Origin of the sequence: Streptomyces sp. NBC_00443 (assembly GCF_036014175.1) — a bacterium.
In the GTDB taxonomy this organism is placed as follows: Bacteria; Actinomycetota; Actinomycetes; order Streptomycetales; family Streptomycetaceae; genus Streptomyces.
Window position 1 is genome coordinate 201,111 of record NZ_CP107917.1, and the last position, 23,542, is coordinate 224,652.

The 23,542-nt window shown below is 70.3% G+C and carries 22 protein-coding genes and 3 pseudogenes; 9 read left to right on the forward strand and 16 right to left on the reverse strand.

The window, feature by feature from the left end:
* Positions 1 to 24 precede the first annotated feature (24 nt).
* From OHO27_RS00945 to OHO27_RS00980, 8 genes are all read left to right on the forward strand, one after another.
* Positions 25 to 663 carry a (2Fe-2S)-binding protein gene (locus OHO27_RS00945; protein WP_328419353.1) on the forward strand — a complete coding sequence of 213 codons (639 nt, stop codon included), beginning with the start codon at positions 25 to 27 and terminating at the stop codon, positions 661 to 663.
* 12 nt (positions 664 to 675) lie between these two features.
* Entirely contained in the window at positions 676 to 1,656 is a 981-nt protein-coding gene (locus tag OHO27_RS00950) for an FAD binding domain-containing protein (protein ID WP_328419355.1), read from the forward strand.
* Positions 1,653 to 3,845, forward strand: coding sequence for a xanthine dehydrogenase family protein molybdopterin-binding subunit (locus OHO27_RS00955; RefSeq protein WP_328419357.1), 2,193 nt, complete (start codon positions 1,653 to 1,655; stop codon positions 3,843 to 3,845). Before OHO27_RS00950 ends, OHO27_RS00955 begins: the two co-directional genes overlap by 4 nt.
* A gap of 149 nt (positions 3,846 to 3,994) precedes the next feature.
* Positions 3,995 to 5,161 carry an XdhC family protein gene (locus OHO27_RS00960; protein WP_328419359.1) on the forward strand — a complete coding sequence of 389 codons (1,167 nt, stop codon included), beginning with the start codon at positions 3,995 to 3,997 and terminating at the stop codon, positions 5,159 to 5,161.
* On the forward strand, positions 5,155 to 6,144 hold the full coding sequence (moaA, locus tag OHO27_RS00965; RefSeq protein ID WP_328419361.1) for a GTP 3',8-cyclase MoaA: 990 nt from the start codon (positions 5,155 to 5,157) through the stop codon (positions 6,142 to 6,144). The genes OHO27_RS00960 and moaA overlap by 7 nt, the downstream gene beginning before the upstream one ends.
* Positions 6,145 to 6,280: 136 nt before the next feature.
* Positions 6,281 to 6,616 (forward strand): hypothetical protein, encoded by a 336-nt coding sequence (locus tag OHO27_RS00970; protein ID WP_328419363.1) that lies wholly within the window; start codon positions 6,281 to 6,283, stop codon positions 6,614 to 6,616.
* 14 nt (positions 6,617 to 6,630) lie between these two features.
* Positions 6,631 to 7,308 carry a hypothetical protein gene (locus OHO27_RS00975; RefSeq protein ID WP_328419365.1) on the forward strand — a complete coding sequence of 226 codons (678 nt, stop codon included), beginning with the start codon at positions 6,631 to 6,633 and terminating at the stop codon, positions 7,306 to 7,308.
* Between the two features lie 167 nt (positions 7,309 to 7,475).
* Complete coding sequence (locus tag OHO27_RS00980; RefSeq protein ID WP_328419367.1) at positions 7,476 to 8,726, forward strand: MFS transporter; 1,251 nt, start codon at positions 7,476 to 7,478, stop codon at positions 8,724 to 8,726.
* 79 nt (positions 8,727 to 8,805) lie between these two features.
* Here OHO27_RS00980 and OHO27_RS00985 read toward each other — a convergent pair.
* From OHO27_RS00985 to OHO27_RS01025, 9 genes and pseudogenes are all read right to left on the reverse strand, one after another.
* A pseudogene (locus OHO27_RS00985) lies at positions 8,806 to 8,961 on the reverse strand (XdhC family protein); the annotation flags it as partial.
* A gap of 170 nt (positions 8,962 to 9,131) precedes the next feature.
* Positions 9,132 to 9,545, reverse strand: a complete 414-nt coding sequence (locus OHO27_RS00990) for a (R)-mandelonitrile lyase (RefSeq protein ID WP_328419369.1) — start codon at positions 9,543 to 9,545, stop codon at positions 9,132 to 9,134.
* 36 nt (positions 9,546 to 9,581) lie between these two features.
* Positions 9,582 to 10,349: an SDR family NAD(P)-dependent oxidoreductase gene (locus tag OHO27_RS00995; RefSeq protein ID WP_328419371.1), complete on the reverse strand. Its 768-nt coding sequence runs from the start codon at positions 10,347 to 10,349 to the stop codon at positions 9,582 to 9,584.
* Between the two features lie 99 nt (positions 10,350 to 10,448).
* Positions 10,449 to 10,577 carry an SDR family oxidoreductase gene (locus tag OHO27_RS01000; protein ID WP_328419373.1) on the reverse strand — a complete coding sequence of 43 codons (129 nt, stop codon included), beginning with the start codon at positions 10,575 to 10,577 and terminating at the stop codon, positions 10,449 to 10,451.
* An 85-nt stretch (positions 10,578 to 10,662) separates the two neighbouring features.
* Positions 10,663 to 11,215: pseudogene (locus OHO27_RS01005) on the reverse strand (SDR family NAD(P)-dependent oxidoreductase); the annotation flags it as partial.
* A gap of 58 nt (positions 11,216 to 11,273) precedes the next feature.
* A complete protein-coding gene (locus OHO27_RS01010; RefSeq protein WP_328419374.1) occupies positions 11,274 to 12,530 on the reverse strand; it encodes an MFS transporter in 1,257 nt (418 codons plus the stop codon).
* 168 nt (positions 12,531 to 12,698) lie between these two features.
* Positions 12,699 to 13,235 carry a cyclophilin-like fold protein gene (locus tag OHO27_RS01015; RefSeq protein ID WP_328419376.1) on the reverse strand — a complete coding sequence of 179 codons (537 nt, stop codon included), beginning with the start codon at positions 13,233 to 13,235 and terminating at the stop codon, positions 12,699 to 12,701.
* Positions 13,236 to 13,250: 15 nt separating this feature from the next.
* A pseudogene (locus tag OHO27_RS01020) lies at positions 13,251 to 13,915 on the reverse strand (SDR family NAD(P)-dependent oxidoreductase).
* 84 nt (positions 13,916 to 13,999) lie between these two features.
* Complete coding sequence (locus tag OHO27_RS01025) at positions 14,000 to 15,016, reverse strand: zinc-dependent alcohol dehydrogenase family protein (RefSeq protein WP_328419378.1); 1,017 nt, start codon at positions 15,014 to 15,016, stop codon at positions 14,000 to 14,002.
* A gap of 171 nt (positions 15,017 to 15,187) precedes the next feature.
* On the opposite strand from OHO27_RS01025, the gene OHO27_RS01030 reads away from it, so the two are divergent.
* Complete coding sequence (locus tag OHO27_RS01030) at positions 15,188 to 16,069, forward strand: helix-turn-helix domain-containing protein (protein ID WP_328419380.1); 882 nt, start codon at positions 15,188 to 15,190, stop codon at positions 16,067 to 16,069.
* A gap of 162 nt (positions 16,070 to 16,231) precedes the next feature.
* On the opposite strand, the gene OHO27_RS01035 is transcribed toward OHO27_RS01030, so the two are convergent.
* The 7 genes from OHO27_RS01035 to OHO27_RS01065 form a co-directional block, all read right to left on the reverse strand.
* The gene (locus OHO27_RS01035; protein ID WP_328419383.1) at positions 16,232 to 16,969 is read right to left on the reverse strand and encodes an HAD family hydrolase; all 738 of its coding nucleotides are present in this window, start codon (positions 16,967 to 16,969) and stop codon (positions 16,232 to 16,234) included.
* Entirely contained in the window at positions 16,966 to 17,775 is an 810-nt protein-coding gene (locus OHO27_RS01040; protein WP_328419385.1) for a DeoR/GlpR family DNA-binding transcription regulator, read from the reverse strand. Before OHO27_RS01040 ends, OHO27_RS01035 begins: the two co-directional genes overlap by 4 nt.
* Before the next feature lie 176 nt (positions 17,776 to 17,951).
* A complete protein-coding gene (locus OHO27_RS01045) occupies positions 17,952 to 18,986 on the reverse strand; it encodes a zinc-dependent alcohol dehydrogenase (protein WP_328419387.1) in 1,035 nt (344 codons plus the stop codon).
* 26 nt (positions 18,987 to 19,012) lie between these two features.
* Complete coding sequence (locus OHO27_RS01050) at positions 19,013 to 20,020, reverse strand: zinc-dependent alcohol dehydrogenase family protein (protein ID WP_328419389.1); 1,008 nt, start codon at positions 20,018 to 20,020, stop codon at positions 19,013 to 19,015.
* On the reverse strand, positions 20,017 to 20,901 hold the full coding sequence (locus tag OHO27_RS01055) for a carbohydrate ABC transporter permease (protein WP_328419391.1): 885 nt from the start codon (positions 20,899 to 20,901) through the stop codon (positions 20,017 to 20,019). Before OHO27_RS01055 ends, OHO27_RS01050 begins: the two co-directional genes overlap by 4 nt.
* Positions 20,898 to 21,863 (reverse strand): carbohydrate ABC transporter permease, encoded by a 966-nt coding sequence (locus OHO27_RS01060; protein ID WP_443059685.1) that lies wholly within the window; start codon positions 21,861 to 21,863, stop codon positions 20,898 to 20,900. The genes OHO27_RS01055 and OHO27_RS01060 overlap by 4 nt, the downstream gene beginning before the upstream one ends.
* A 75-nt stretch (positions 21,864 to 21,938) precedes the next feature.
* Positions 21,939 to 23,291, reverse strand: a complete 1,353-nt coding sequence (locus tag OHO27_RS01065; RefSeq protein WP_328419393.1) for an ABC transporter substrate-binding protein — start codon at positions 23,289 to 23,291, stop codon at positions 21,939 to 21,941.
* Positions 23,292 to 23,542: the final 251 nt, after the last annotated feature.

Below are 23,542 nucleotides of genomic sequence, written 5' to 3' on the forward strand. Positions count from 1 at the left end.
CGTCCGTGATGCAAAGGCGAATGTATGTCCTCTGAACTCCCTGATTCTGCTGTTTCCCCGCCCACCGGAACCGGTGAGTCCACCTCGGGGCCCAGTCGGCGCACCGTCATCGCCACCGGTGTCGCGGTGGGCGGTGTCGTGGTGGCCGGAGGAACGTTCCTGGCCGGCGCCGAGGAAGCGACCGCCACCGGTGCGGCCCCCTCCAGCCGTGTGTCCCTGACGGTGAACGGCACCCGGCGGACGGTGACGGTCGACAACCGGACCTCGCTGCTGGATCTGCTGCGCGAGCACCTTGACCTGACCGGCTCGAAGAAGGGCTGTAACGCCGGGGCCTGCGGGGCATGCACGGTGCTGGTCGACGGGCAGCGGGTCAACTCCTGCCTGACGCTGGCGGTGCGTCTGGAGGGCGCCGAGGTCACCACGATCGAGGGCCTTGCAGAGGGTGGCGAACTCCACCCGTTGCAGCAGGCGTTCATCGACGAGGACGCCTTCCAGTGCGGCTACTGCACGCCCGGCCAGATCATGTCCGGCGTCGGCTGTATCCAGGAGGGCCACACCAGCTCGCCGGAGGAGATCCGGGAGTACATGAGCGGCAACGTGTGCCGCTGTGGCTGCTACGTCAAGATCGTGCGCGCGGTCGAGCAGACCGCCGCCCGCAAGTAAGGAGCGGCCAGCATGCACCCCTTCTCCTACACCCGCGTCGACAGCGTCCGGGAAGCCCTGGCCGCCGGCAGACGCGGCGGTCGTTACATCGCCGGCGGTACCACGCTGGTCGACCTGATGCGCGAGAGCGTCGAAACCCCCGAGACGCTCGTCGACATCAGCGCCCTGCCCCTGAGTGAGATCACCGCCACCGCGGGCGGCGGCATCCGCATCGGCGCCCTGGTCCCGATGGCCGTGGCCACCGCCGACCCCAAGCTGAACTCCCTCTTCCCGGTGGCCGCCCAAGCGCTGCGGGGCGCCTCGGCCCAGCTGCGGAACATGGCCACCATCGGCGGCAACATCATGCAGCGCACCCGCTGCACCTACTTCCGCGACGTCACCGCCGACTGCAACAAGCGCGAGCCCGGCTCCGGTTGCGCCGCCCTGGGCGGCTACAACCGCGGCCACGCGATCCTGGGCGGCTCCGACCACTGCGTGGCCACCCACGCCTCCGACTTCGCCGTCGCGCTCACCGCCCTGGAGGCGACGGTCCACCTGCAGGCCCCGGACGGCAAGGAGCGCAGCCTCCCCTTCGCCGACTTCCTGCTCCGTCCCGGCAGCACTCCGCACCGCGAACAGAACCTCCGGCAGGACGAGTTGATCACGGCGGTCGAGATCCCGGCCTATCCGCGTCCGCTGAAGTCGGCCTATCTGAAGCTCCGCGACCGGCAGTCCTACTCGTTCGGGCTCGCCTCGGCGGCCGTCGCCCTGCACATCCGGGGCGGCGTGATCCGCGAGGCGAAGGTCGCCGCCGGCGGTGTGGCCACCGTGCCGTGGAAGCTGCCGGCCGTCGAGCGGGCCCTGATCGGCGAGCGCCCCTCGGACGGTTTGTGGGCCGAGGCCGCCCGCCACGCGGCCGACGGTGCCCGCCCCCTTCAGCACAACCGGTTCAAGGTCGAGCTCCTGAAGCGAACCGTCGAACGCCAGCTGCGCACCGTAGGAGAGATGGAATGAGCCCCCAGCCGCAGGCAGCCGTAGGCGCACCGCTGTCCCGCGTGGACGGCCGGCTCAAGGTCACCGGCAAGGCGGAGTACGCCGCCGAACACGACCTCAAGGGTGTCGTGCACGCCGTCATCGTCGACGCGAGCATCGGACGCGGCCGGATCACCTCCATCGACACGCGCGCCGCCGAGAAACACGCCGGTGTGCTGCGGGTGATCCACCACGGCAACGCGCCGAAACTCCCGTACCGCGACAACGCCGGGTCCAACAACCCGGCCGGACGCAGGCTCCGGGTCTTCCAGGACGACAAGGTCCTCTTCCACGGCCAGCCCGTCGCCGTCGTCGTGGCCACCACCCTGGAGGCCGCCCAGCACGGGGCGAGCCTGGTCAAGGTCCGCTACGACGCCGAACAGCCCTCGACCGACATCACCAAGGCCAAGCCGGGCGAGCCGACGCCCTATGCGCGCGGAGACGCGGAAGCAGGGCTGCGCTCCTCGGCCGTACGGCTGGACCTGAAGTACGAACTGGCCCGCAACCACCACAACCCGATGGAACCGCACGCCACCGTCGCCCGCTGGGACGGCAACAAGCTCACGGTGTGGGACAAGACCCAGTGGGTGATGGGCACGCACGACGAGATCGCCGCGGTCTTCGACCTCCCGGCGGACGCGGTGCGGGTCATCAACCCGTTCGTCGGCGGCGGGTTCGGCAGCGGGCTGCGCTGCTGGCCGCACACGATCGTCGCCGCGCTGGCCGCCCGCGTGACACGGCGCCCGGTGAAACTGGTGCTGTCGCGCAAGCAGATGTACTTCGGCACCGGATTCCGGCCGGCCTACGAGTACCGGCTGCGCCTCGGCAGCGACCGGCGCGGCCGGCTCAACGCCGCGATCCACGACATCGACCACGAGACCTCGTCGTACGAGACGTTCTTCGAGGCCGTCCTGGGCACGGGCCAGATGATGTACAGCATGCCCAACGTCCGCCAGGCATACCGGCAGGTGCCGTTGGACGTGAACACCCCGATCTGGATGCGTGGGCCCGGCTTCGCCCCCGCGTCGTTCGTGATCGAGTCGGCCATGGACGAGCTCGCCACCGAACTCGGCATCGATCCGATCGAGCTGCGCCGGCGCAACGAACCGGCCGAGGACGAGTCGACCGACGAGCCCTTCTCCACCCGCCGGCTGAGCGAGTGCTACACGGTCGGCGCCCGCGAGTTCGGCTGGGACCGCCGCAACCCCAAGCCGCGCTCCACACGGGAGGGGAACCTGCTGATCGGCCTGGGCATGGCCGCCGGCGCCTACGACTGCGGGCGGTATCCGGGGCAGGCCAGGGCGCGGCTGGATGCCGACGGCACGGCGGTCGTGGAGGCGGCCACCACCGACATGGGGCCGGGCACGTACACCTCCCAGACCCAGGTCGCGGCCGACACCCTCGGGCTGACCATGCGCACGGTCACCTTCCGGCTGGGCGACTCGGAGTATCCGTTCACCTCGCCGCACGGCGGTTCGTCGACCATGGCCAGTGTCGGCTCGGCCGTCGTCGACGCCTGCAACAAAGTGCGCCAGCAGGCGATCAAGCTGGCCGTGGAGGACCGCGAGTCGCCGCTGTACGGGGTGAACGCGGACGACGTGGTCGTGCGCAACGGCCGACTGCACGACCGGAACAACACAGTGCGCGGTGAGACGTACAAGCGCCTGCTGGCCCGCAACGACCGCTCCCACCTGGAGGCGAACGGCTCCTACGAGGGACCCGGCTCCGAGCGGTCCGCCTACTTCGCCTACAGCGCGACCTTCGCCGAGGTCTCGGTGGACGCGGACCTGGGACTGGTACGGGTGCGCAAGATGCTCGGCGTCTACGACGCGGGGCGGATCATCAGCCCCAAGCTCGCCGACAGCCAGGCGATCGGCGGCATCGTAGGCGGCATCGGCCAGGCGCTGCTGGAGCACACGGTCACCGACCACCGCGACGGGCGGATCATGAACTCCAGCCTCGCCGACTACCTCGTCCCGGTCAACGCCGACATCCCCGAGATCAAGGCGATCTACCTCGACGGCGAGGACAACGCCGGCAACCTGCTGGGCGTCAAGGGACTCGGCGAGGTCGTCCAGGTCGGCGTGGCGGCCGCGATCGGCAACGCGGTCTACAACGCCACCGGCCGACGCATCCGCCAACTGCCCATCACCGCCGAGGCGTTGCTCTGACACCACCGCCTCCCCAGACGGGGCCGGCAGCCGAACCCCCGTACGGCTGCCGGCCCCTCCCAGGCCGCCGCCGCGCATGTGCCCCCGTCGACGCGGCGGCGGCCCGGCCCACCTTCTGCGACAGCGACCGTCTGCTCTGGAGGCCCTCCATGCTCAACATCGCCGACACACTGCACCGCTGGTGCCGCGAGGAACGCCCCTTCGCCCTGGCCACCGTCGTCGACGTCACCGGCAGCGCACCCCTGCCCATCGGTACGTCGGTGGCCGTGGACGAGGACGGCAACGCCATCGGCAGCATCTCCGGCGGGTGCGTCGAAGGAGCGGTGTACGAACTTTGCCAGCAGGTCCTCCAGGAGCAAGGCGCTCCACAGCGTGCCCGGTTCGGCTACTCCGACGACGACGCCTTTGCCGTGGGCCTGACCTGCGGTGGGGAACTCGACGTGCTCGTGCAGTGTGTCGATCCGGCCGTCGAGCCGCATCTCGGCGCGGCGCTCGCCGAGGTGGTTGAGGGCCGGGCCGCCGCCGTCGCCCAGGTCGTGGACGGGCCTGAGGGATTGGTCGGCGCCACTTTGAGCGTCCTCGGCGACAGTTGGATCGCCGACAGCACGCTCGGCGACGGGCCGACCGGCCGGGCCATGGCTGACCGGGCCACCGCCCAACTGCGCACCGGACGCACCGCACGCCTCGCCCTCGGCGGAGACGCCGACACCTGCCCCGAGACGCTCTCCGTCCTCGTCCACGCGGCCGCCACCCGCCCACGCATGCTCATCTTCGGCGCCATCGACTTCGCCGCCGCCCTCGCCCAGGCCGGCCGCTTCCTCGGCTACCACGTCACCGTGTGCGACGCCCGCCCCGTCTTCTCCACCAAGGCCCGCTTCCCGCACGCCGACGAGGTGGTCGTCGACTGGCCCCATCGCTACCTGGCACAGACGGCCGTGGACGCCCGTACCGCCGTCTGTGTGCTCACCCACGACGCCAAGTTCGACATCCCCCTGCTGCAACTGGCACTCGACCTGCCCGTCGGCTACGTCGGCGCGATGGGCTCCCGGCGCACCCACGAAGAGCGCCTGCTCCGTCTGCGCGAAGTCGGCGTCACGCAGGAGCAGTTGACCCGACTGCGCTCCCCGATCGGCCTCGACCTCGGCGCCCGCACCCCCGAGGAGACGGCCATCTCCATCACCGCCGAGATCATCGCCCACGCCGGCCGAGGGAGTGGCTTGCCTCTGGTCCGGGTCAGCGGGCCGATCCACCACGTTTCCGGGGCGGTACCGGACACAGCGCGGCACGTGGCAGGAATGGTCTCAGGAACGTGCTGATCGACACCTACGGCCGGCAGGCCACCGACCTGAGGGTCTCGCTGACCGACCGCTGCAATCTGCGGTGCACGTACTGCATGCCCGAGGAGGGCCTGCAGTGGCTGGGCAAGAACGACCTGCTCACGGACGACGAGATCGTCCGCCTGATCACCATCGCGGCGACCTCGCTGGGCGTCGAGGAGGTCCGCTTCACCGGCGGCGAGCCCCTGCTGCGCCCCGGCCTGGTCGGCATCGTTGAGCGGGTCGCCGCCCTGGCCCCGCGCCCGCAGATGTCCCTGACGACCAACGGCATCGGCCTCAAGCGTTCGGCGGCCGCCCTGAAGACGGCGGGCCTTGACCGGGTCAACGTCTCCCTGGACACCCTGCGCCCCGACGTCTTCAAGACCCTCACCCGCCGTGACCGCCACAAGGACGTCATCGAGGGCCTGCACGCGGCCCGTCAGGCGAGCCTGACCCCGGTGAAGGTCAACTCGGTCCTGATGCCGGGCTTGAACGACGACGAGGCGCCCGACCTGCTGGCCTGGGCGGTCGAGCACGACTACGAACTGCGGTTCATCGAGCAGATGCCGCTGGACGCCCAGCACGGCTGGAAGCGCGAAGGCATGATCACAGCAGGCGACATCCTGACCTCCCTGCGCACCCGCTTCGAGCTCACCGAGGAGGGCGCGGAGAGGCGCGGCTCGGCCCCGGCGGAGCGCTGGCTGGTCGACGGTGGCCCGCACGTCGTGGGCGTCATCGCCTCGGTCACCCGCCCGTTCTGCGCCGCCTGCGACCGCACCCGGCTCACCGCCGACGGCCAGATACGAACCTGCCTCTTCGCCCGCGAGGAGACCGACCTGCGTGCGGCCCTGCGCGCGGACGCCCCGGACGAGGAGATCGCGCGGCTCTGGCGCGAGGCGATGTGGGGCAAGAAGGCGGGCGCGGGCCTGGACGCCCCGACCTTCGTCCAGCCGGACCGCCCGATGTCAGCGATCGGAGGCTGAGCAATTCTCTCCTGGGACAAAAGCGCTCCTGGGAGAAAACATCCCACTGCTCGCCGCTGCATTTCCTGGATTCCGCCGGAGCGACCTGGCTCTTCTGCTCGGGGTCCTCGACGGAGTCGGCCACTCCTCGGCGACCGTGAACACGGCTGCCCTGCTCACCGTGCTCCTCCCGGCCGCCCTCGGTGCCGCACTGGGCCGGCGGCCCGCGTACTGGCTGCGCGGCCGGCTCCTGACGAACGGTCCGCTGTGCTGGGCCGAGGCCTGGGGCGGCGCGTCGGCCGGTGCCGCCGCGCTTCTCGGCGTCGTATGGATCACGGGGAACGCGACCCTGGGATCCCCGTACACCTTGACCGCCATGCCCGCTCCCGCGGTTGCGCCGGAGCGCCGGCCGGCCGTCCCGGAGCAACAGGTGCCTGCCATGCGGCCGGGGAACCGGAGAGCCCGCAGGCGTTGTGGTGGGCGGCGTGCCTGATCTGTGGCGGCCTCGTGGGCCTTGTCCTCGCCATCGTCGGCACGCTGCGCGGGCGGGCGCCGTCCCGGCTGCGGCGCGGGGTGGTCACGGCCGGGGCGGCGGTGCAGCTGGCGTCCGGCGGTGCCTTCGCGGTGGCAGGATCCGAGGGTGACGGAGGTCTGTGGGAGACCACCCGCGTGGTGGTCAACGCGCCGGTCTCCGGAGCGGCCCTGCTCTACGGCGTCGGCAAGGGCGGCGAGGTGCGTCGGGGCGACAACGGGACGACCGCTGTGGTTCTGGACGACGGAGTCGTCCGCGCCGGCACCATGTTCGGCACGGTCTTCCTGACCTACCAGCGCATGCAGGTGGACTCGCCGCGCACGCAGCGCCTGGCGGAACACGAGGCCCGGCACGCCGACCCGTGGGCGGCCTTCTCGCTCGCCGGTGGGCCTGCCGCCTTCCCCGCGCTGTTGTATGCCCTCGACGAGGCATTCTTCTTCGGTGCGTTCAACCACTTCGAACGTCAGGCCGGGCTCGATGACGGCGGCTACGACACGCCGTCGGACTGCCCGTCCATCGCCGGCCGGCTCACCCTTGTCTCCCTCGGGCTTGTCGCAGGCTCGACCCTGGTCGCCCGGCGCAGGCTCCGCGGCCCGGCTTCGGCTCCGGCAGACGTAAGGACTTCCCCCGCTCGGCGTCCTGACGACTGGTGAGTGTCCGGCCCTTCGATGTCGGGGGCAGTCTGAAGCCGACGCAGCCCTCTACCGCATCTAGCAGGGAGAAATTCCTCCCCCTCACAGAACGCCCGTGCGGTGCGATGCTCTACGGCGTTCCCACCCCGCCGCGGTCGCACGTCGCCCTGAAAAGAGAATCCCACCGAATGTCACCCACGACCGACGACCGACCCCGCAAACTGCCTTTCGTCGTCCTGGCGTTGTCCGCCGGAACGTTTCTCATGGGCACCACCGAATTCGTCATCGCGGGCCTGCTGCCCGAGATCGCCGATGATCTGAATGTCTCCCTGTCTCAGGCAGGTCTGCTGATCACGGCGTTCGCGGCAGGCATGATCGCCGGTGCGCCGGTGATGGCTGTCGCGACGCTGCGCCTGCCCCGGCGCTCCACGCTGATCCTCGCGCTGGTCGTCTTCGCCCTGGGTCACCTGGTCGCCGCACTCAGCTCGTCCTTCGCGCTCGTACTCGCGGCCCGCGTGGTGACCGCACTGGCCACCGGGACCTTCTGGTCCGTCGGCGCGATCGTGGCCACGACCGCGGCAGGACCGGCGGCGACGTCACGGGCCCTGGGCATGCTCCTGGGAGGTGCGACCGTGGCCACCGTGGCCGGCGTGCCGCTGGGCGCGTGGCTGGGGCAGTTGTCGGGCTGGCGCGGGCCGTTCTGGGTGCTGGCCGCGCTGTCAGCCGGCGCGGCGGCGGTCATCGGCCGGTACATCCCTGCCGAGGAGCGGCGCGAAGCGCCTTCCGTCCGGGCCGAGTTCGCCGCGCTGCGGGATGTCCGGGTCTGGCTGACGCTGAGTGCCATGACGCTGCTGATGGGCGGTGTCCTGGCGACGTACACCTACATCTCGCCCCTGCTCACCGAGCGGGCCGGCATCTCCGCTGGAGCCGTGCCCATGGTCCTGACCGGCTACGGCCTGGGCGCCCTGGTGGGCACTACGGTCGGCGGGCGCCTGGGCGACCGTCGCCCCCTTGCCACCCTCATCACGGCCGCCGCCACGACCACGCTGGTCCTACTATTGCTGACCTTGCTCTCCCCGAGCCCCGTGGCGGCCGTCGTCCTGGTGACACTCATGGCGATGACCGGCTTCGCCGCGACCCCGGTGCTGGGCGCGCTGACCCTGGGCTTCGCCGGTTCCGCGCCCACCCTCGCCTCCGGCCTCAGCGGCGCGGCACCCAACGTGGGCATCGCCATCGGCTCCTGGACGGCGGGCGTCGCCCTGGCCTCACCACTGGGGCAAGCCGGGCCCCCGCTGGTCGGCACAGTGGCGGCCGCGCTCACCCTCATACCGCTGACCGCACTCGCGCTGATGCGCGCCACCCGCTCCGAGACGCCCCCGCCTCAACTCCGAGCAGCCGCAGACCAGTCGATCGGGTGCGGCACTACGGCCATTGGCTGACGCGGCGCTTGGCTCGTCCCACGCGCGATCAGCCGGTCACGCTCGCGGACCGACAGAGCACGAGCCGTCCACGACCTGTGCCACGGCGCCTGCCGACGGCGTTGCCGTCCTCGTCCACCGCGACCGACGTACCGATCGGCAGAGGGGCGCTGCCGTGCACGCCGACGACGGTGGCCAGGGCGAAGGGGCGTGCCTCGCGGCACCAGCCGTGCAAAGTGTCCGCGATGTTCAGCATGGCGGTCCTCCACGGCTGGACCAGTGTCTGGCGGCGGCCTCGACCAAACCCATCAGGAGCGACTGACCGACGTCTTCGGGGCCCTGGCGCGCGAGGCGAGGCAGGCGGCCCTCCCGGGGACGCCGTGATGCCCTGAGTGAGCCCCGGTTTGCGTGATGGATGGGCCCGGGCTACTGGTCGCGGGTGCGGCGGCCGTTGTACTGCTGGTCGGTGACCGGCTCGGCCCAAGTGGTCTCGGGGGTGCCGTCGCCTGTGCCCTCCCACAGGGCGATGTGTTCCATGAACCGGTCGGGGGCGGCGCCGTGCCAGTGTTCCTCGTTCGGCGGGCAGGCCACGGTCTCCCCGGGGTGGGCCTCGAAGACGGTGCCGTCCCGGGTGCCGATCAGGGCGATGCCGGAAACGACGTGCAGGGTCTGGCCCAGGGCGTGGGAGTGCCAGTTGGTGCGGGCACCAGGCGAGAAGCGGACCAGGTTGGCGCGCATCCTCGACGGCTCCTGGCCGGCCACGATGACGTCCCACCACACGTCGCCGGTGAACCAGTCCGCCGGCGCCTTGCTGCTGGGCCGCTGCTTGATGAATTCCATGATGTCTCTCAGCTCTCCTTCCTGCGTGGGCTGTCTTCAGCGGGCGACGTAGCCACCGTCCACGGGGAGGGCGACACCGACGACGAAACTCGCTCCGGGGCTGCACAGCCACAGGACCGCCTGGGCGATCTCCTCGGCGGTGCCGAGCCGGTTGATGGGCTGGTTGGCCTCGGCCTCGGCGCGGTCGAGTTCTCCCTTGGCGATCATGTCGCTGACCATGGGGGTGTCGATGGTGCCCGGGCAGACGGCGTTGATGCGGATGCCTCGGGGGGCGTATTCGAGTGCCGCGCTGCTCGTCAGGCCGATGACTCCGTGCTTGGAGGCGTGGTAGGAGGCGCGGCCGGGCAGGCCGACCAGGCCGCCCAGGGAGGAGCAGTTGACGACCGCGCCGCTGCCCTGGGCACGCATGTGTCGCAGTTCGTGCTTCATGCAGGCCCACACGCCGCGCAGGTTGACGGCGTTGACACGGTCGAACCGCTCGGCGGGCTCGTCGGCGGCGTCGCTGGGCGGGATCTGGATGCCGGCGTTGTTGTAGGCCATGTCGAGGCGGCCGAAGGTCTCGACCGTACGGTCGACGGCGGCGGCGACCTGGTCCTCGTCGCTGACGTCGCAGGTGAGGGCGAGGGCTTGGTGGCCGGCGTCGGTGAGTTCCTTCGCGGCGGCGTTCAGGGCCGCTTCGTCGATGTCGGTGAGGGCGACGGCGGCTCCGGACCGGGCGAACGCGCGGGCGGTCGCCAGGCCGTTACCGGCGCCGGCGCCGGTAACGAGGGCGACCTGGCCGTTGAAGTCGTATGTGGGATTCACGTGGTGTTGTCCCTTCAGGTGGGGAGATGTGGCGGCACGACTGATGTCAGGGGTGCCTGGATGAACTGCTCGGCGGCACGACGCCTTGCCGCGACGCCGTCAGACGGTTTGTCCGCCGTCGACGACCATGGCGTGAGCGGTGGCGAAGGAGGCGGCGTCCGAGCAGAGCCAGAGGACGGCGGCTGCGATCTCTTCCGGTGTGCCCAGGCGTCCGATCGGCTCGTCCACGACCAGGGCGTCCCGCCCTCCGGGTGTGCTTTTCGGCGAAGCGCTCGATCATCTCGGTGTCGATGATGCCGGGGCAGACGGCGTCGCCGCGGACGTTGGACGCCGCGTAGTCGAGGGCGGTGGAGCGGGTCAGGCCGATGACGCCGTGCTTGGCGGCGGCGTAGGCCGCCTGTCCCTTGAAGCCCTTGCCGCCGGCGCCTGACGAGGCGTTGACGATCGCGCCGCCCCCGGCTGGAGCATCAGGGGGATCTGGTGCTTCATGCACAGGAACTTTCCGGTCAGGCTGACGCCGACGACACGGTCCCACTCGTCCTTCGTGATGTCCGCGGCCGATTTGACCGGCTGCTCGATGCCGGCGTTGTTGAAGGCGACGTCCAGTCGTCCGAACGCCTGGGTGGTGTCGTCCAGCGCGGACCGCACATCGTCTTCGCTGGTGACGTCGCAAGCGAGGGCCAGGACCTGTCCGCCCGCTTCCTCGATGAGCCGTGCGGTCTTTGGAGGCCGTCCGCGGACAGTTCGGCGAGGGCGACGCGGGCACCTGCGCGGGCGAAGGCGCCGGCAGTCACGCGGCCGATGCCGGAGCCGGCTCCGGTCACGAAGGCCGCCTTCCCGGTGAAGCCCGTGCTGCTCACAGTCATGTGCGGAGTCCTCTCGCTTGCTGGTACGTCGTCGGCAGTACGCGGATCCAGGCTTGAGTCAGTGCTGCGTCGGCACCTGCGCGGGTTCGTCGCGTCGCTGTTGCGCGGGAGCGCTGCTCCGGGCCACGATCCGGCCCTTGTGGTACGGGCCGTGGACGGCGAGGGCGATCAGGGGCAGCAGCGTGAGGGTGGCGATGACGGTGCCGACCAGGGGCGGGCCGGTCAGGCCGAGGGAGGAGTCCAGGGCCGTACCCGCGATCGCCGAACCGGCGGCGATGCCGGTGTTGAAGGCGGAGGTCGTCAGCGCCGAGGTGAGGGTGGGCGCGTCACCCGCGAAGCGCATGGCGAGGGCGGTGACGACCGGGTTGACCGTGAAGCCGGTCAGGCCCATGAGGAAGACCAGGAGGGTCCCTGTCACCGGATTGCCGGACAGCGGGATCATCAGGAACAGGACCAGAGCCGTAGCCGCGGCGGCCGTGATGGTGGTGACCATCGGACGCCGGTCGCCCAGGCGGCCGCCCGTGGTGGTGCCGCCCAGGGCGCCGACGCCGAAGGCGATGAGGACGAGCGGTACGGCGCCTGCGGGGATGCCCGCGCGGTCGGTCAGCAGCGGCGTGACATAGGTGTACGTCGCCAGGACACCGCCCATGATCAGCATCGCGGCGCCGAGCGCCAGCCACAGTCGGCCCTGGCGCAGAGCCCGGACCTCGGCCCGGACGGACACCTCGACTCGCTGCTCCCGGGCCGGGATGAAGCGGCCGATGAACACGGCGGCGAGCCCGGAGAGGACGGCCAGGGCCCAGAAGGGGCCGCGCCAGCCGGTGAACTGGCCGGCGAACGAGCCGATCGGCACGCCGACGACGTTGGCCAGGGTCAGCCCTCCGATCATGACGCCCGTGGCGCGGGTGGCGTTGTGCGGGCCTGCGGCGGTGGTGGCGACGACGAAGCCGACGGACCAGAACGCTCCGGTGGCCAGGGCCGTGACGACGCGGGCCGCGAGGACGATCATGAAGGACGTGCTGAGGGCGGCGACGAGATGTCCGAGGCAGAACACGGACAAGGCCAGGATCAGCGTCAGGCGCTGAGGGAGGCGCAGGGTCGCCATGGCCATGGTCGGCGCGCCGACGATCATGCCGATGGCGAAGGCGGTGATCAGCAGGCCGGCGCGGGAGACGCTGACACCGAGGTCACCGGCCAGCTCCGGCAGCAGGCCGGCGACGACGAACTCGGTGGTCCCCATCAGGAACGTGCCGGCGGCGAGCACCCAGACGACGAAGGGAAGCTTGCCGGAGGTGGTCCCGGACGCGGAAGGCATACGTGTGGTCTCTCCTTGCATGGAAAACGGGCGATCTTGGTGGCGGCTGAAGCCGTCGCGGCGGACAGTGGACGGCGCGGCCACGTCTTCGACGGTTCCATGCAGCGAACCGGACGAAAAGGGGATGATCTCCTCCCCCCTTCATGCACGGGCGAGCGGTGGGGCGGGTCAGGGCGCGGCTTCGATGGTGATCTCGTCGGCGGTGGCGAGCTGCTCGGCGCCGCCGTCGGCCATGTGCCCGAGGATGACCAGGCCGGTCGCGTAGGGGGCGTCGCGGTAGTAGGTGGCGAGCTGGTTCCAGGGAGCGTAGTACGCCAGGTCACCGACCTCGGGATCGGCGCCTTCCGGGGCGCCGGAGGTGGACAGCTTCCGGGGCAGATCGGCGATCTTCTCGGCCTGGTTGAGGTCGCGCAGGGAGAGGGTCAGGGGGAGCTCGGCGGCGAAGTCGCGGGCCGTGGGGCTGTCGTTCAGGGTGGCGGCGATGTGGTGGCCGTCGAGGGTGAGCCGGATGTTCATCGCGGTTGTCCTGCCGGTCGGTGTGGTGGCTGCCGGGGCCGTCGAAGCCTGCGCCGACGCGGGCTCGGAGGATGCGGCGGCGGAGGAGGCAGAGGAGGGCGGGGAATCGTCGGCGCAGGCGGTCATGACCAGCAGCAGGGCGGCGGCCGGGACCACGCGGGCGAGAGCGCGGAGGGGGGCGGGGTTCACGGGATCGTCCTGTGGCTAGTCGGGCAGAGGCTCGGAGTAGTGGCGGAAGCCGTCCCGCTTGGTGTGGATGTCGTACAGGCGCTGGGCCAGGACGTCGGGGCTGCTGTGCTCGGCGTCGGGCCGGATGGCTCCGGGGATGATCAGCTGGGCGGCGTGGATGTTCGCCGGGGCGAGCGTGTCGTGGAGCATGCGGGCGTAGGCGCTCTCGGCGGCGAAGGCGATCGAGGTGCCGGCGACCTTCGGGTTGGGACGTACGGCGCTGGAGCCGTTGACGAAGAGCAGGGTGCCGCGGCCGAGTTCGCGCATGCCGGGCAGGACGGTGTTCACCGCCGTGACGGGGCCCTTGACGGAGAAGGCGAGCGGGGCGTCGAGGTCGTCGGCGCTCGTGTCGAGGACCGGCTTCATGAAGTGGGCCTGGGGCACCGGGCTGTACTGGAGGATCTCGATGGGCCCCAGGTCGGCCGCGGCCGCGTACAGGGCCGCGGTCAGGGACTCGATGTCGAGGACGTCGGCCGTGTAGCCGCGCGCCTGGATGCCGTCACGGGCGAGTTCGGCCGTCAGGCCGTCCAGCTTCTCCGCGTCGCGGGCGATGAGGGCGACGGTGTGGCCGGCGGCTCCGAAGCGGCGGGCGGTGGCAGCCCGAGACCGGGGCCGGCGCCGACGAGGGCGAAGGTCGTCATGGTCAGTCCTTGTGTGAGCGGGGGTGGTTGCCGTCCTGTGGCCGCACCTCCTCGGTGCGGCCCCGGGTGTGGACGCGTCTGCGCTCAGGGCTTGAGCAGGGCCTTGACGGCGCGGCGCTCGTCCATCGCCCGGTAACCCTCGGCGACCTGGTCCAGGGACAGAGTGAGGTCGAAGACCTTGCCCGGGTCGATGCGGCCGGTCAGCACGCGGTCGATCAGGTCGGGCAGGTAGCGGCGGACGGGGGCGGGGCCGCCGCGCAGGCCGACGTGGGAGAAGAACAGTTCCTCGCCGTCGATGGCCACCTCGTGCGGGACGCCGACGAAGCCGACGTTGCCGCCGGGGCGGGCGGAGTGCAGGGCCTGTCGCATGGCCTCTGGGGTGCCGACGCACTCCAGGACCGAGTCGGCGCCGATGCCGCCGGTGAGGTCCTTGACGCGAGCGACGCCTTCATCGCCGCGATCGGCCACGATGTCGGTGGCGCCGAATTCGAGGGCGAGCCTCTGCCGGGACTCGTGACGGCTCATGGCGATGACCCGCTCCGCGCCGAGTTCCTTCGCCGCGATGACACCGCACAGGCCGACCGCACCGTCACCGACCACTACGGCCGTCGAGCCGGGCTTCACCTCGGCGGCGAGGGCGGCGTACCAGCCGGTGCCCATCACGTCGGACACGGCGAGCAGGCCGGGCACCATCTCGGCGTCCGGGTGCTCGTCCGTGGCGACCAGGGTGCCGTGGGCGTTGGGGATGCGCACGTACTCGGCCTGGCAGGTGCTCATGAACTCACGGTTCAGACAGGAGGACTGCCAGCCGTTCAGGCAGTTCACGCAGGTGTTGTCCGAGGTGGCGAAGGAACCGACCACGAACTGGCCCGGCGCGACGCCCGCGACCTCGCTGCCCACCTCCTCGACGATGCCGACGTACTCGTGCCCCATCGGGTGCGGGTCGCCGACCGGCTCGAGACCGCGATACGGCCACAGGTCCGAGCCGCACACACAGGTGGCGACCGTACGGATCACCGCGTCGGTCGGCTCAATGATCTTCGGGTCGTCGAGGTTCTCGAAGCGCACGTCGCCGGGGGCGTGGATGACTGCTCCGCGCATGGGGTGCTTCCTTCAGTGGGGGGTCTGTGGACCGCAGCCGTGGTGAGGAATGCGACTGCTCACGGTCGAGCCTCACACGCGAGGGCAGGCGCGAAAAGCGGAGAGAACTATCCCGGGAGGGAAACATCCGGGGAGGAAATTCTCCCCCCTTACACAGGTGCGATCGGTGTCATGCTGGGAAGCATGACCGCCAACGTTCCCCTCAATGAGCTGGGAGAATTCCTCAAGAAGCGCCGCTCCGAGCTGAGCCCGCGCACCGTCGGACTGCCCGAGATCGACAGGCCCCGCCGGGTGGAGGGGCTGCGCCGCGAGGAGGTCGCCCAGCTCGCCAGCATCAGCACCGACTACTACACGCGTCTGGAACAGGGCCGTATGCAGGCGTCAGCGCCCGTGCTGGATGTCCTCGCCCGGGTACTCCACCTGGACGACGACGAGCGGGGCTACCTCTTCCAGCTCGCCGGAAAGACCACCACCCGCACCCGGCGCCGCGGCCGGCAGAAGGTCCAACCACAACTGCAGCGGGTCCTGGACGACCTCACCGCCACTCCGGCCATCGTGCAGGGCCGGCGCGGGGACATTCTTGCCTGGAACGCGCTGGCCGCCGCCCTGGTCACCGACTTCTCCCGCCTCGCGGAAAGGCACCGCAACTACCCGCGGATCATCTTCACGGACCCCGCCATGCGCACCCTGTACGCCGACTGGGAGAGCTCCGCGCACATCGCCGTCGCCCAACTGCGCATGGAGGCCGCGAAGTATCCCGAAGACCCGCGCCTGATCGAGCTGGTCGGTGAACTGTCCATGCGTGACAAGCAGTTCGCCCGCTGGTGGGGCGATCACCACGTCGCCGCCCGCACCGTGGGAACGAAGACCCTCAACCATCCGGTCGTCGGCGAACTCGTCCTGGACTGGGACACCCTCACCGCCAACACCGACCCCGACCAGCACCTCACCGTCTGGACCGCCGGGCCCGGCTCCCCCACCCACGAACGGCTCCGCATCCTCGCCTCCTGGGCCGCCGACCAGCACCTGCCGGCCTCCTCCCCCGTCAGCTGACCTCGACGGGCCGCCGCCATGAAGGCGGCTGGAAGAGTTATTCCGAACGCTGACGGTGCTGTCCTGTGAGCGCTGACATCCCGCGAAACCACGCGGCTACCCGAAGCCCGGCCCCGCGCGACAGGCAGGTTCCTGGCACGCCTCAAGGAGACGGCTCCACCCTCAGATCACGAGCCGCTGCACATCCGTCAGGCCGCGCTCTCCCGTGCGGTGTTCCGCCGGCAGGATGTACGTGCGCAGACCGCAGGCGGCCGCGCCGCCGTCGCGGACCGGGTTGTCGCCGACCATGAGGGTGGCGCGGGGGTCCGCGCCGAGATCGGCGCAGGCTTTGAGAAACAGCTGCGGGTCGGGCTTTTCGCGGCCCTGCTCGTAGGAGATCACGCAGGTGTCGATCAAGGCGTTCAGCCCGTGGTGGGCTAGGTGGGTGCGCAGGTCCCAGGCGAAGTCGCTGACGATGCCGACGCGCAGTCCGCGCTGGTGCAGGGTACGCAGGACCGGTGCGGTGTCGGGATAGGGAACCCAGGTGTCCGGAGCGGTGAGCTCCCGGTAGGCCGCCTCCTCCGCGCCGCGCAGGAAGTCCACCTGCTCCCACCATCCCCACATGGCGCGGCGGTGCTGTGCGGAAGAGAGATCACGGCCTTCCTGGAGGGATACGACGGAGGGCAGCCGGAAGGCGGCGCGCAACTGGTCGGAGATTTTGGCCACTGCGCCGGGCTCGTCCAGCACGACCAGGCGGCCGGCGGCGGAGCCGACCCGGCGCAGCCACGTCTCCAGGTCGATCATCTGGAAGAGCGTGTTGCTGAAGTCGAACAGGACGGCCTTGACCGGGGGCACCGGCGCGGCCATCTCGGCGTCGCTGGGGCGGTAGGCGCTCGGGGTTTCGAACAGGGTGCGGGTCACAGGGAAGGCTCTTCGGGTTCGACCGTCTCGACGGGGACTCCGAGGTCGCGTATGGCCGCGAGTTCCGCGTCGGGGGTGGCGGTGTCGGTGATGACTGTGTGGTAGTCGGCAACGGTGCCGTACGCGTACGTGGCGGTCTTGCCGAACTTCGAGTGGTCCACCAGGAGCAGCGCCTGTTCGGCGGAGGCGAGCATGGCCAGCTTCACCTCGACGTAGTCGTTCAGGGGGTGGAAGAGGCGTCCTTCCAGGACGGCTGTGGCGGACATCAAGGCGAGGTCGGCCCGGATGTGGGACAGGGCGCGGGTGACGGTGGGGCCGGTGCAGGAGTTGAAGTCGCCGCGGTAGTGGCCGCCCAGCAGGGTGACGTTCACCACGGGGGCGGCGGATCCGAGGCGCTGTGCGAGGCCGACCGAGTTGGTGACGACGTGCAGCTGATCCACCTCGGCCAGCGCCGGGACCAGGGGGAACAGTGTGGTCGAGTCCTCCATGAGCACGGTGCTGCCCGGCCTGATCCGGCCGGCGACGGCCGCGCAGATGGCGTTCTTGGCCGCGAGGGCGCTGTTCTCGCGGAAGCGGGTGGCCGTCTCCATGGTGAGGGCGGGGAAGGCGACGGCCCGCCCGCGCTCCTTGCGCAGCAGATGTCGCCCGGTGAGGTCGTCCAGGTCCCGGTGCATCGTCATCAGGCTGACGGCGAAGTGCCGGGCGAGGTCGTCGATGCGGGTCTCGCCGTGTTCGGCGACGTACCGCAGCACGGCCTGGCGCCGCTCCTCGACGGCCGCCTGGGACAGTCGCGTACGGGCGGTCACGGATGCGCCCCTCCTTCCCGCTGGCTCCGGTCTCGCAGTTTCCCACACGGGCCGGTGCAGGTCGGGGCCCGTCCGGCTCGCGGGCCTCGGGCCGCTCGTGCGGCGGCGGCTGCTGCGTACGACGTGCGTGTGCGTGTCCGCGTCCATGTCTGCGTCCCTGCCCGCGCGGCCGTGGGCTACGGTCCGTCCACCGTGACCAGCACCTTGACCTGCTCGGGGTCGACGGAAGCGGCGAACGCCTTGGCGGCGTCCTCCAGCGGGTAGGTGGCGGTGACGATCTCGGCGCTGTCGATGGCGCCGGACGAGATCAGGGACATCGCGGTGCGGTAGTCGTCGCCGGTGTACATCAGGGTGCCCTCGATGCGGATCTCCCGGTCCTGGATCAGATCGAGGCGGACGGGGGTGGTCCCTGCGGCGCCGACGCCGACGACGACGATCGTGCCGCCCTTGGTGACCAGGTCGGTGGCCTGGGCGATGGACTGTTCGCGCGCCACGCAGTCGAACACCACGTCGGCCGGTCCGCCGAGCGCCGCGTGGGCCTGGTCGGCGAGGTCGGTGGCATCGGCGGGCAGGGCCGTGTCGGCTCCGAGACGCAGGGCGCGGTCCCGCTTGCCCGGCAGCAGGTCGGTGACGGCGATCCTCGCGGCGCCGGCGTGCCGGGAGGCAGCGAGGACGAGCAGACCGATGGGCCCGGCGCCGAGCACGACGACCGTGCGTCCGGTGAGGTCACCTGCCTTCGCCGCGGCGTGCACCGGGGTGGCCAGGGGTTCGACGAGGGCGGCCTCGATGTCGGTCATGCCGTCGGGAACGCGGTGGACGCGGTCGGCCGGGATGGTGAACAGATCGGCCATGGCGCCGGGCGTCTGGCAGCCGAACACCTTCAACTCCTGGCAGATGTTGTAGCGGCCGGAGCGGCACTGGGGGCACCGGCCGCAGTACAGGTTGGGCTCGATGATCACCCGGTCTCCGGGCGCGAAGTCCTCGGCTCCCTTCCCTGCTGCGGCGACGACACCTACCGCCTCGTGGCCGGGGCGGTAGGGCAGGTCGATGAAGGGGTGGTGGCCGCCCGCCGCATGGGTGTCGGAGCCGCACACGCCGACGACGGTGGTGCGCACCAGGAGTTCGTCGTCTCCGGGGACGGGGGCGGGCGCCTCCTCGAGGGTGATGTCGTCGAGGGAGCGGACGAGAACGCGGCGGATCTGCTCGGTCATGTGGGGGTTCCGTTCGGTTCGGGCGTTCACGCGGTGGCGAGGCCGGGCTGGATCTGGATCTTGCGGCCGATGCCGGCCTGGAAGCGGGCGACGGCGTCCGGGAACGCCGCCAGGGGGAGGCGGTCACTGATGAAGACGCGCGGGTCGATGACACCGGTGGCGAAGAGGTCCGCGCCGCGTTCGAAGCTGTGCAGGACCGCCATGGAGCCGGTGATCGTGATCTCCTGGTTGTAGATCTTGTACGGCTCGATGGTGGCCCGGGCGGCGTAGTCGGCGACCCCGAACTGCAGATACGTGCCGCCTTTGCCCACTCGGCCGAGGGCGTCCTGAATGGCTTTCGCGTTGCCGGTGGCGTCGACGACCAGATCCCATCCGTAGGGCGGCCGGTCGAGCTCGTCGGCGGACGCGGCACCGGCGGAGCAGCCCAACTGCCATGCTGTGGCCAGGCGTTCGGCGTTGATGTCGACGACGTCGACGCTCGCGGCGCCGGTGGCCTTGGCGAGCTGGAGCATCATCAGGCCCATGGTTCCGGCGCCGTAGACGAGCACGCGGGAGGCGATGCGGCTGCGCAGGACGTCGTAGCCGCGCACCGCGCAGGACAGCGGCTCGATCAGGGCCGCGTCCTGGGCGTCCACGTGGTCGGGCAGTCGTACGCAGTTGGCGACGGGCGCCACGGCGTACTCGGCGGCGGCGCCCGGGTGGGTGACGCCGATGGCAGCCCAGCGTTCGCAGAGGTTGTTGTGGCCGAGACGGCAGTAGTGGCACTCGAAGCAGTACAGCGACGGGTCCACGGCGACCTGGTCGCCGAGCGCCAGTTCGGTGACCTCGCTACCGAGGGCCACGACCTCCCCGGCGAACTCATGGCCGGGGATGATGGGCAGCTGCGGGGCGAACTCCCCCTGGAGGATGTGCAGATCTGTGCCGCACAGCCCGGTGGCCGCGACCTCGACGACGACCTCGCGCGCGCCGGGAGCGGGGTCCTCGACGGTGGCGAGTTCGACGCTGCCAGGACGGGTGATGACGGCCGCCCTCACTTCACCGCTCCCAGGGAGAGGCCGCGTACGAGCTTGTCCTGGGCGGCGAAACCGGCGATGAGGACGGGCAGCGAGACCAGGGTGGCCGCCGCGCACAGCCGGGCCAGGAACAGGCCCTCGTTGGTGATGAAGCCGACCAGGAAGACCGGCGCGGTGGACGCCTTCGTCGCGGTGAGGTTCACGGCGAACATGAACTCGTTCCAGCTGAAGATGAAGCAGATCAGCGAGGTGGCGGCGAGGCCGGGCATGGCGACGGGTGCGACGACCCGCCACAGCACGGTGAGCAGGCCCGCGCCGTCGACCTCGGCCGCCTCCAGGATCTCCTTGGGGACCTCGGCGAGGAAGGAGCGCATCATCCATACCGCGATCGGGAGGTTCATGGCGGTGTAGAGGATGACCAGCGTCCACACGTTGTCCAGCATCCCGGCGTCCTTGACGATCAGGTACACCGGCAGCAGGGCCGCGATGGCCGGGAGGAACTTCGTGGAGAGGAAGAAGAACATCACGTCGGTCCACTTCTCGACCGGCTTGATGGACAGCGCGTAGGCCGCCGGCACCGCCAGGGCGAGGACCAGGATCGTGGAAAGGACGCTGGCCATGGCCGAGTTGAGGAGGAAGGGGGTGATGTCCCGGCTGAACAGGAGTTTGTACTGGTCGAAGGTGACGGCGGCGAAGGGGGTGGGCGGATTGGTGGCCGCGTCGGCCTCCTGGTGGAAGGAGGTGAGCACCATCCACGCCACCGGCGCGAAGAACGCCAGCGTGGCGAGCCAGGCGACGAACGTCCACAGCGGCGACAGCTTCGGCGCACCGCCATGGTCGTCCTTACGGCGCAGGAGCTTCTTGAACCTGGTCCCGGGCGCGGCGACTGCTGCATGGGTCATCGGGAAACCTCCTCGCGGAACAGCGACGCGATGGTGCGCAGCGCGAAGGTCGCGATGACGAACGCGCCGAGGACGACGACGACACCGGCGGCGGCTGCCTCGCCGTACTCATACTTGCGGAACATGGTCATGTAGATCTCGTAGGGCAGGTTGGTGGTCTGGGAGCCGGGGCCGCCCTGGGTGATGGTGAAGACCGCGTCGAAGGTCTGCACGACGTAGATCGTGCCGAGCAGGACGCCCAGCTCGATGTACTGGCGCAGGTGCGGCAGCGTGATGTGGCGGAAGGTCTGCAGCGCGGAAGCGCCGTCCATGCGGGCCGCCTCCAGGACGTCACCGGGCTGCGCCTGCAGGCCGGCCAGGAGGATCAGCATCATGAACGGGGTCCACTGCCAGACCAGCGAGATCACGACGGCGGGCATCGGGTAGGAGGAGATCCAGTCGACCGTGGGGCCGTTGTCCGCGCCGAACAAGCGGTAGACGGCGTTGAGCGTGCCGTTGAGCAGTCCGTAGTCGGGGTTGTAGATGGCGTGCTTCCACAGCAGCGCCGCCGCGACCGGCATGACCAGGAACGGGGCGATGAGCAGGGTGCGGGCCAGCCCGCGGCCGGCGAAGCGGCGGTCGAGCAGCATGGCCAGGCCGAGTCCGAGGATCACGCTGATGACCACCACCGACGCGGTGAGCACGACGGTATTGAGCACGGCCGTGCGCAGCCGCTCGTCGGTGAAGACGAACGAGAAGTTGGACAGACCGACGAAGTGCCTCTCGCCCGGCCTGAGGATGTTCCACTGGAAGGTGGAGATGATCAACGTGGCCACGAAGGGCAACTGCGTGACGACGATGGTGAAGATCAGCGCGGGCAGCAGCGGGATGCGGCGCTTCCACTTGGCGGCCGTGCCTGAGGACTTCCGGATACGGACGGGTGGGGGTGCTGTCTTGGGGGTGCGGTGAGCGTGGTCATGAATGGTTCCTCTGCCGGTAACGGCCGCGGTCGCGGGGAGCGGCGCCCGGCCGACACGAGGCCGGCCGGGCGCTGAAGGTCACTTCTGGTAGGGCTTGGCGACTTCCTCGGCCAGCTTCTGGCCGTCGTCGAGCGCCTTGTCCACGCTGGTCTTGCCTGCGATGGCGGCGGAGATCTCCTGGGTCACCTTGGTGCCCAGGTCCTGGAACTCGGGGATGGCCACGTACTGGATGCCCACGGTCGGCCTGGGCTGGACGCCCGGGTTGGCCGGGTCGGCGCCCTCAATGGACTTCAGGGTGATGTCACCGAACGACGCGGCGGCCTTCTTGTACTCGGGGATCTCGTACGTGCTGGCCCGCTTGCCGGCCGGGACACGCGACCAGCCGAGCTTCTCGCCGACGAGGTTTTCGTACTTCTTACTGGAGGCCCACAGCATGAACTGCGAGGCGGCGTCCGCGTTCTTCGTGGTCTTCGGCATGGCCCACGACCAGGCCCACAGCCAGCCACTGCTGTCCGTCTCGACGGTCGGCGCGTACGCGTAGCCGACCTTGCCGGCGATCTTGCTGGATGCGGGGTCCTCCAGCGACCCGGCCGCGCTGGTCGCGTCGTACCACATCGCGACCTTCTTCTGGCTCAGCGCGTTCAGGCACTCGGTGAAGCCCGCCTGCGGGGCGCCCGCCTCACCGTGCTCGCGGACCAGGTCGACGTAGAATTTCGTGGCCTCCTTGAAGCCGCCGCTGTTGACCTGCGCCTTCCAGTCCTTGGTGAACCAGGTGCCGCCGAAGGTGTTGACCATGGACGTCAGCGGCGCACCCAGCTCGCCCCAGCCGGCCAGACCGCGCAGGCAGATGCCCTTCATGCCGGGCTCGGCGCCGTCGACCTTGGCCGCGATGTCGGCGATCTGCTGCCAGGTCGGCCGTTCGGGCACCGTGATGCCCTGCGCCTTCATGACGTCCTTGTTGTACATGAGCATCGAGGACTCGCCGTAGAACGGCAGGGCGTAGAGCTTGCCGTCCGAGCCGGTGAGCGACTGGACCATCGGCTTGAGCAGGTCGGCCTTGTCAAAGCTCTTGTCCTTGTCGGCGTACGAGCCCAAGTCGTGCAGCCAGCCGTTCTTCTCCCAGATGGGCACCTCGTAGGCGCCGATGGTGGCGACGTCGTACTGGCCGGCCTGGGTGGCGATGTCCTGGGTGACTTTGTCGCGCAGCTCGTTCTCGGGAAGGATCGTGAAGTTGACCTTGATCCCGGTGTCCTTGGTGAAGTTGTCCTTGGTCAGCTTCGCGATGTCCTCCATCTGCGGGTTGCCGACCATCAGGACGTTGATGCTCTTCCCGCCGCCCGAGGACCCGCCGGCTCCGGCTCCGGAACAGGCGGTGGCGAGCAGGGCGGTGGCGGCGGCGCCGGCTATGAGGGCGTATCTGGTCGATGCCATGTGACGGGGACCTCTCGTGCTGGTTCGCCCGGACCTCGACTGAGGCGCGGCGGGTCGAGCAGGGGTGTGGATGCGTCCTTGGGGAGTCGGGCGCGTTTCGATGGCCGAATTATTAGCAGGAGACTGCGCAGTTGTTAACACATTTTGCGAGAAAATCTCTGCGGACTTATCGTCAAGCAGCCTTTGAGGGGCTACGGGTGTCCACCGAACAGCCCAGCCCAGCCCACGACCTTGCCGCCGCCGTCCCCGAG

Bases quoted from the DNA above. Each gene is read 5' to 3' on its own strand.
- OHO27_RS01010 (WP_328419374.1), bottom strand. From the start codon at position 12,530: ATGCCTTCCGCGTCCGGGACCACCTCCGGCAAGCTTCCCTTCGTCGTC.
- OHO27_RS00945 (WP_328419353.1), top strand. From the start codon at position 25: ATGTCCTCTGAACTCCCTGATTCTGCTGTTTCCCCGCCCACCGGAACC.
- OHO27_RS01045 (WP_328419387.1), bottom strand. From the start codon at position 18,986: ATGACCGAGCAGATCCGCCGCGTTCTCGTCCGCTCCCTCGACGACATC.
- OHO27_RS00990 (WP_328419369.1), bottom strand. From the start codon at position 9,545: ATGGAATTCATCAAGCAGCGGCCCAGCAGCAAGGCGCCGGCGGACTGG.
- OHO27_RS01065 (WP_328419393.1), bottom strand. From the start codon at position 23,291: ATGGCATCGACCAGATACGCCCTCATAGCCGGCGCCGCCGCCACCGCC.
- OHO27_RS00980 (WP_328419367.1), top strand. From the start codon at position 7,476: ATGTCACCCACGACCGACGACCGACCCCGCAAACTGCCTTTCGTCGTC.
- OHO27_RS00960 (WP_328419359.1), top strand. From the start codon at position 3,995: ATGCTCAACATCGCCGACACACTGCACCGCTGGTGCCGCGAGGAACGC.
- OHO27_RS01030 (WP_328419380.1), top strand. From the start codon at position 15,188: ATGCTGGGAAGCATGACCGCCAACGTTCCCCTCAATGAGCTGGGAGAA.
- OHO27_RS00950 (WP_328419355.1), top strand. From the start codon at position 676: ATGCACCCCTTCTCCTACACCCGCGTCGACAGCGTCCGGGAAGCCCTG.
- OHO27_RS01025 (WP_328419378.1), bottom strand. From the start codon at position 15,016: ATGCGCGGAGCAGTCATCCACGCCCCCGGCGACGTGCGCTTCGAGAAC.
- OHO27_RS00955 (WP_328419357.1), top strand. From the start codon at position 1,653: ATGAGCCCCCAGCCGCAGGCAGCCGTAGGCGCACCGCTGTCCCGCGTG.
- OHO27_RS01055 (WP_328419391.1), bottom strand. From the start codon at position 20,901: ATGACCCATGCAGCAGTCGCCGCGCCCGGGACCAGGTTCAAGAAGCTC.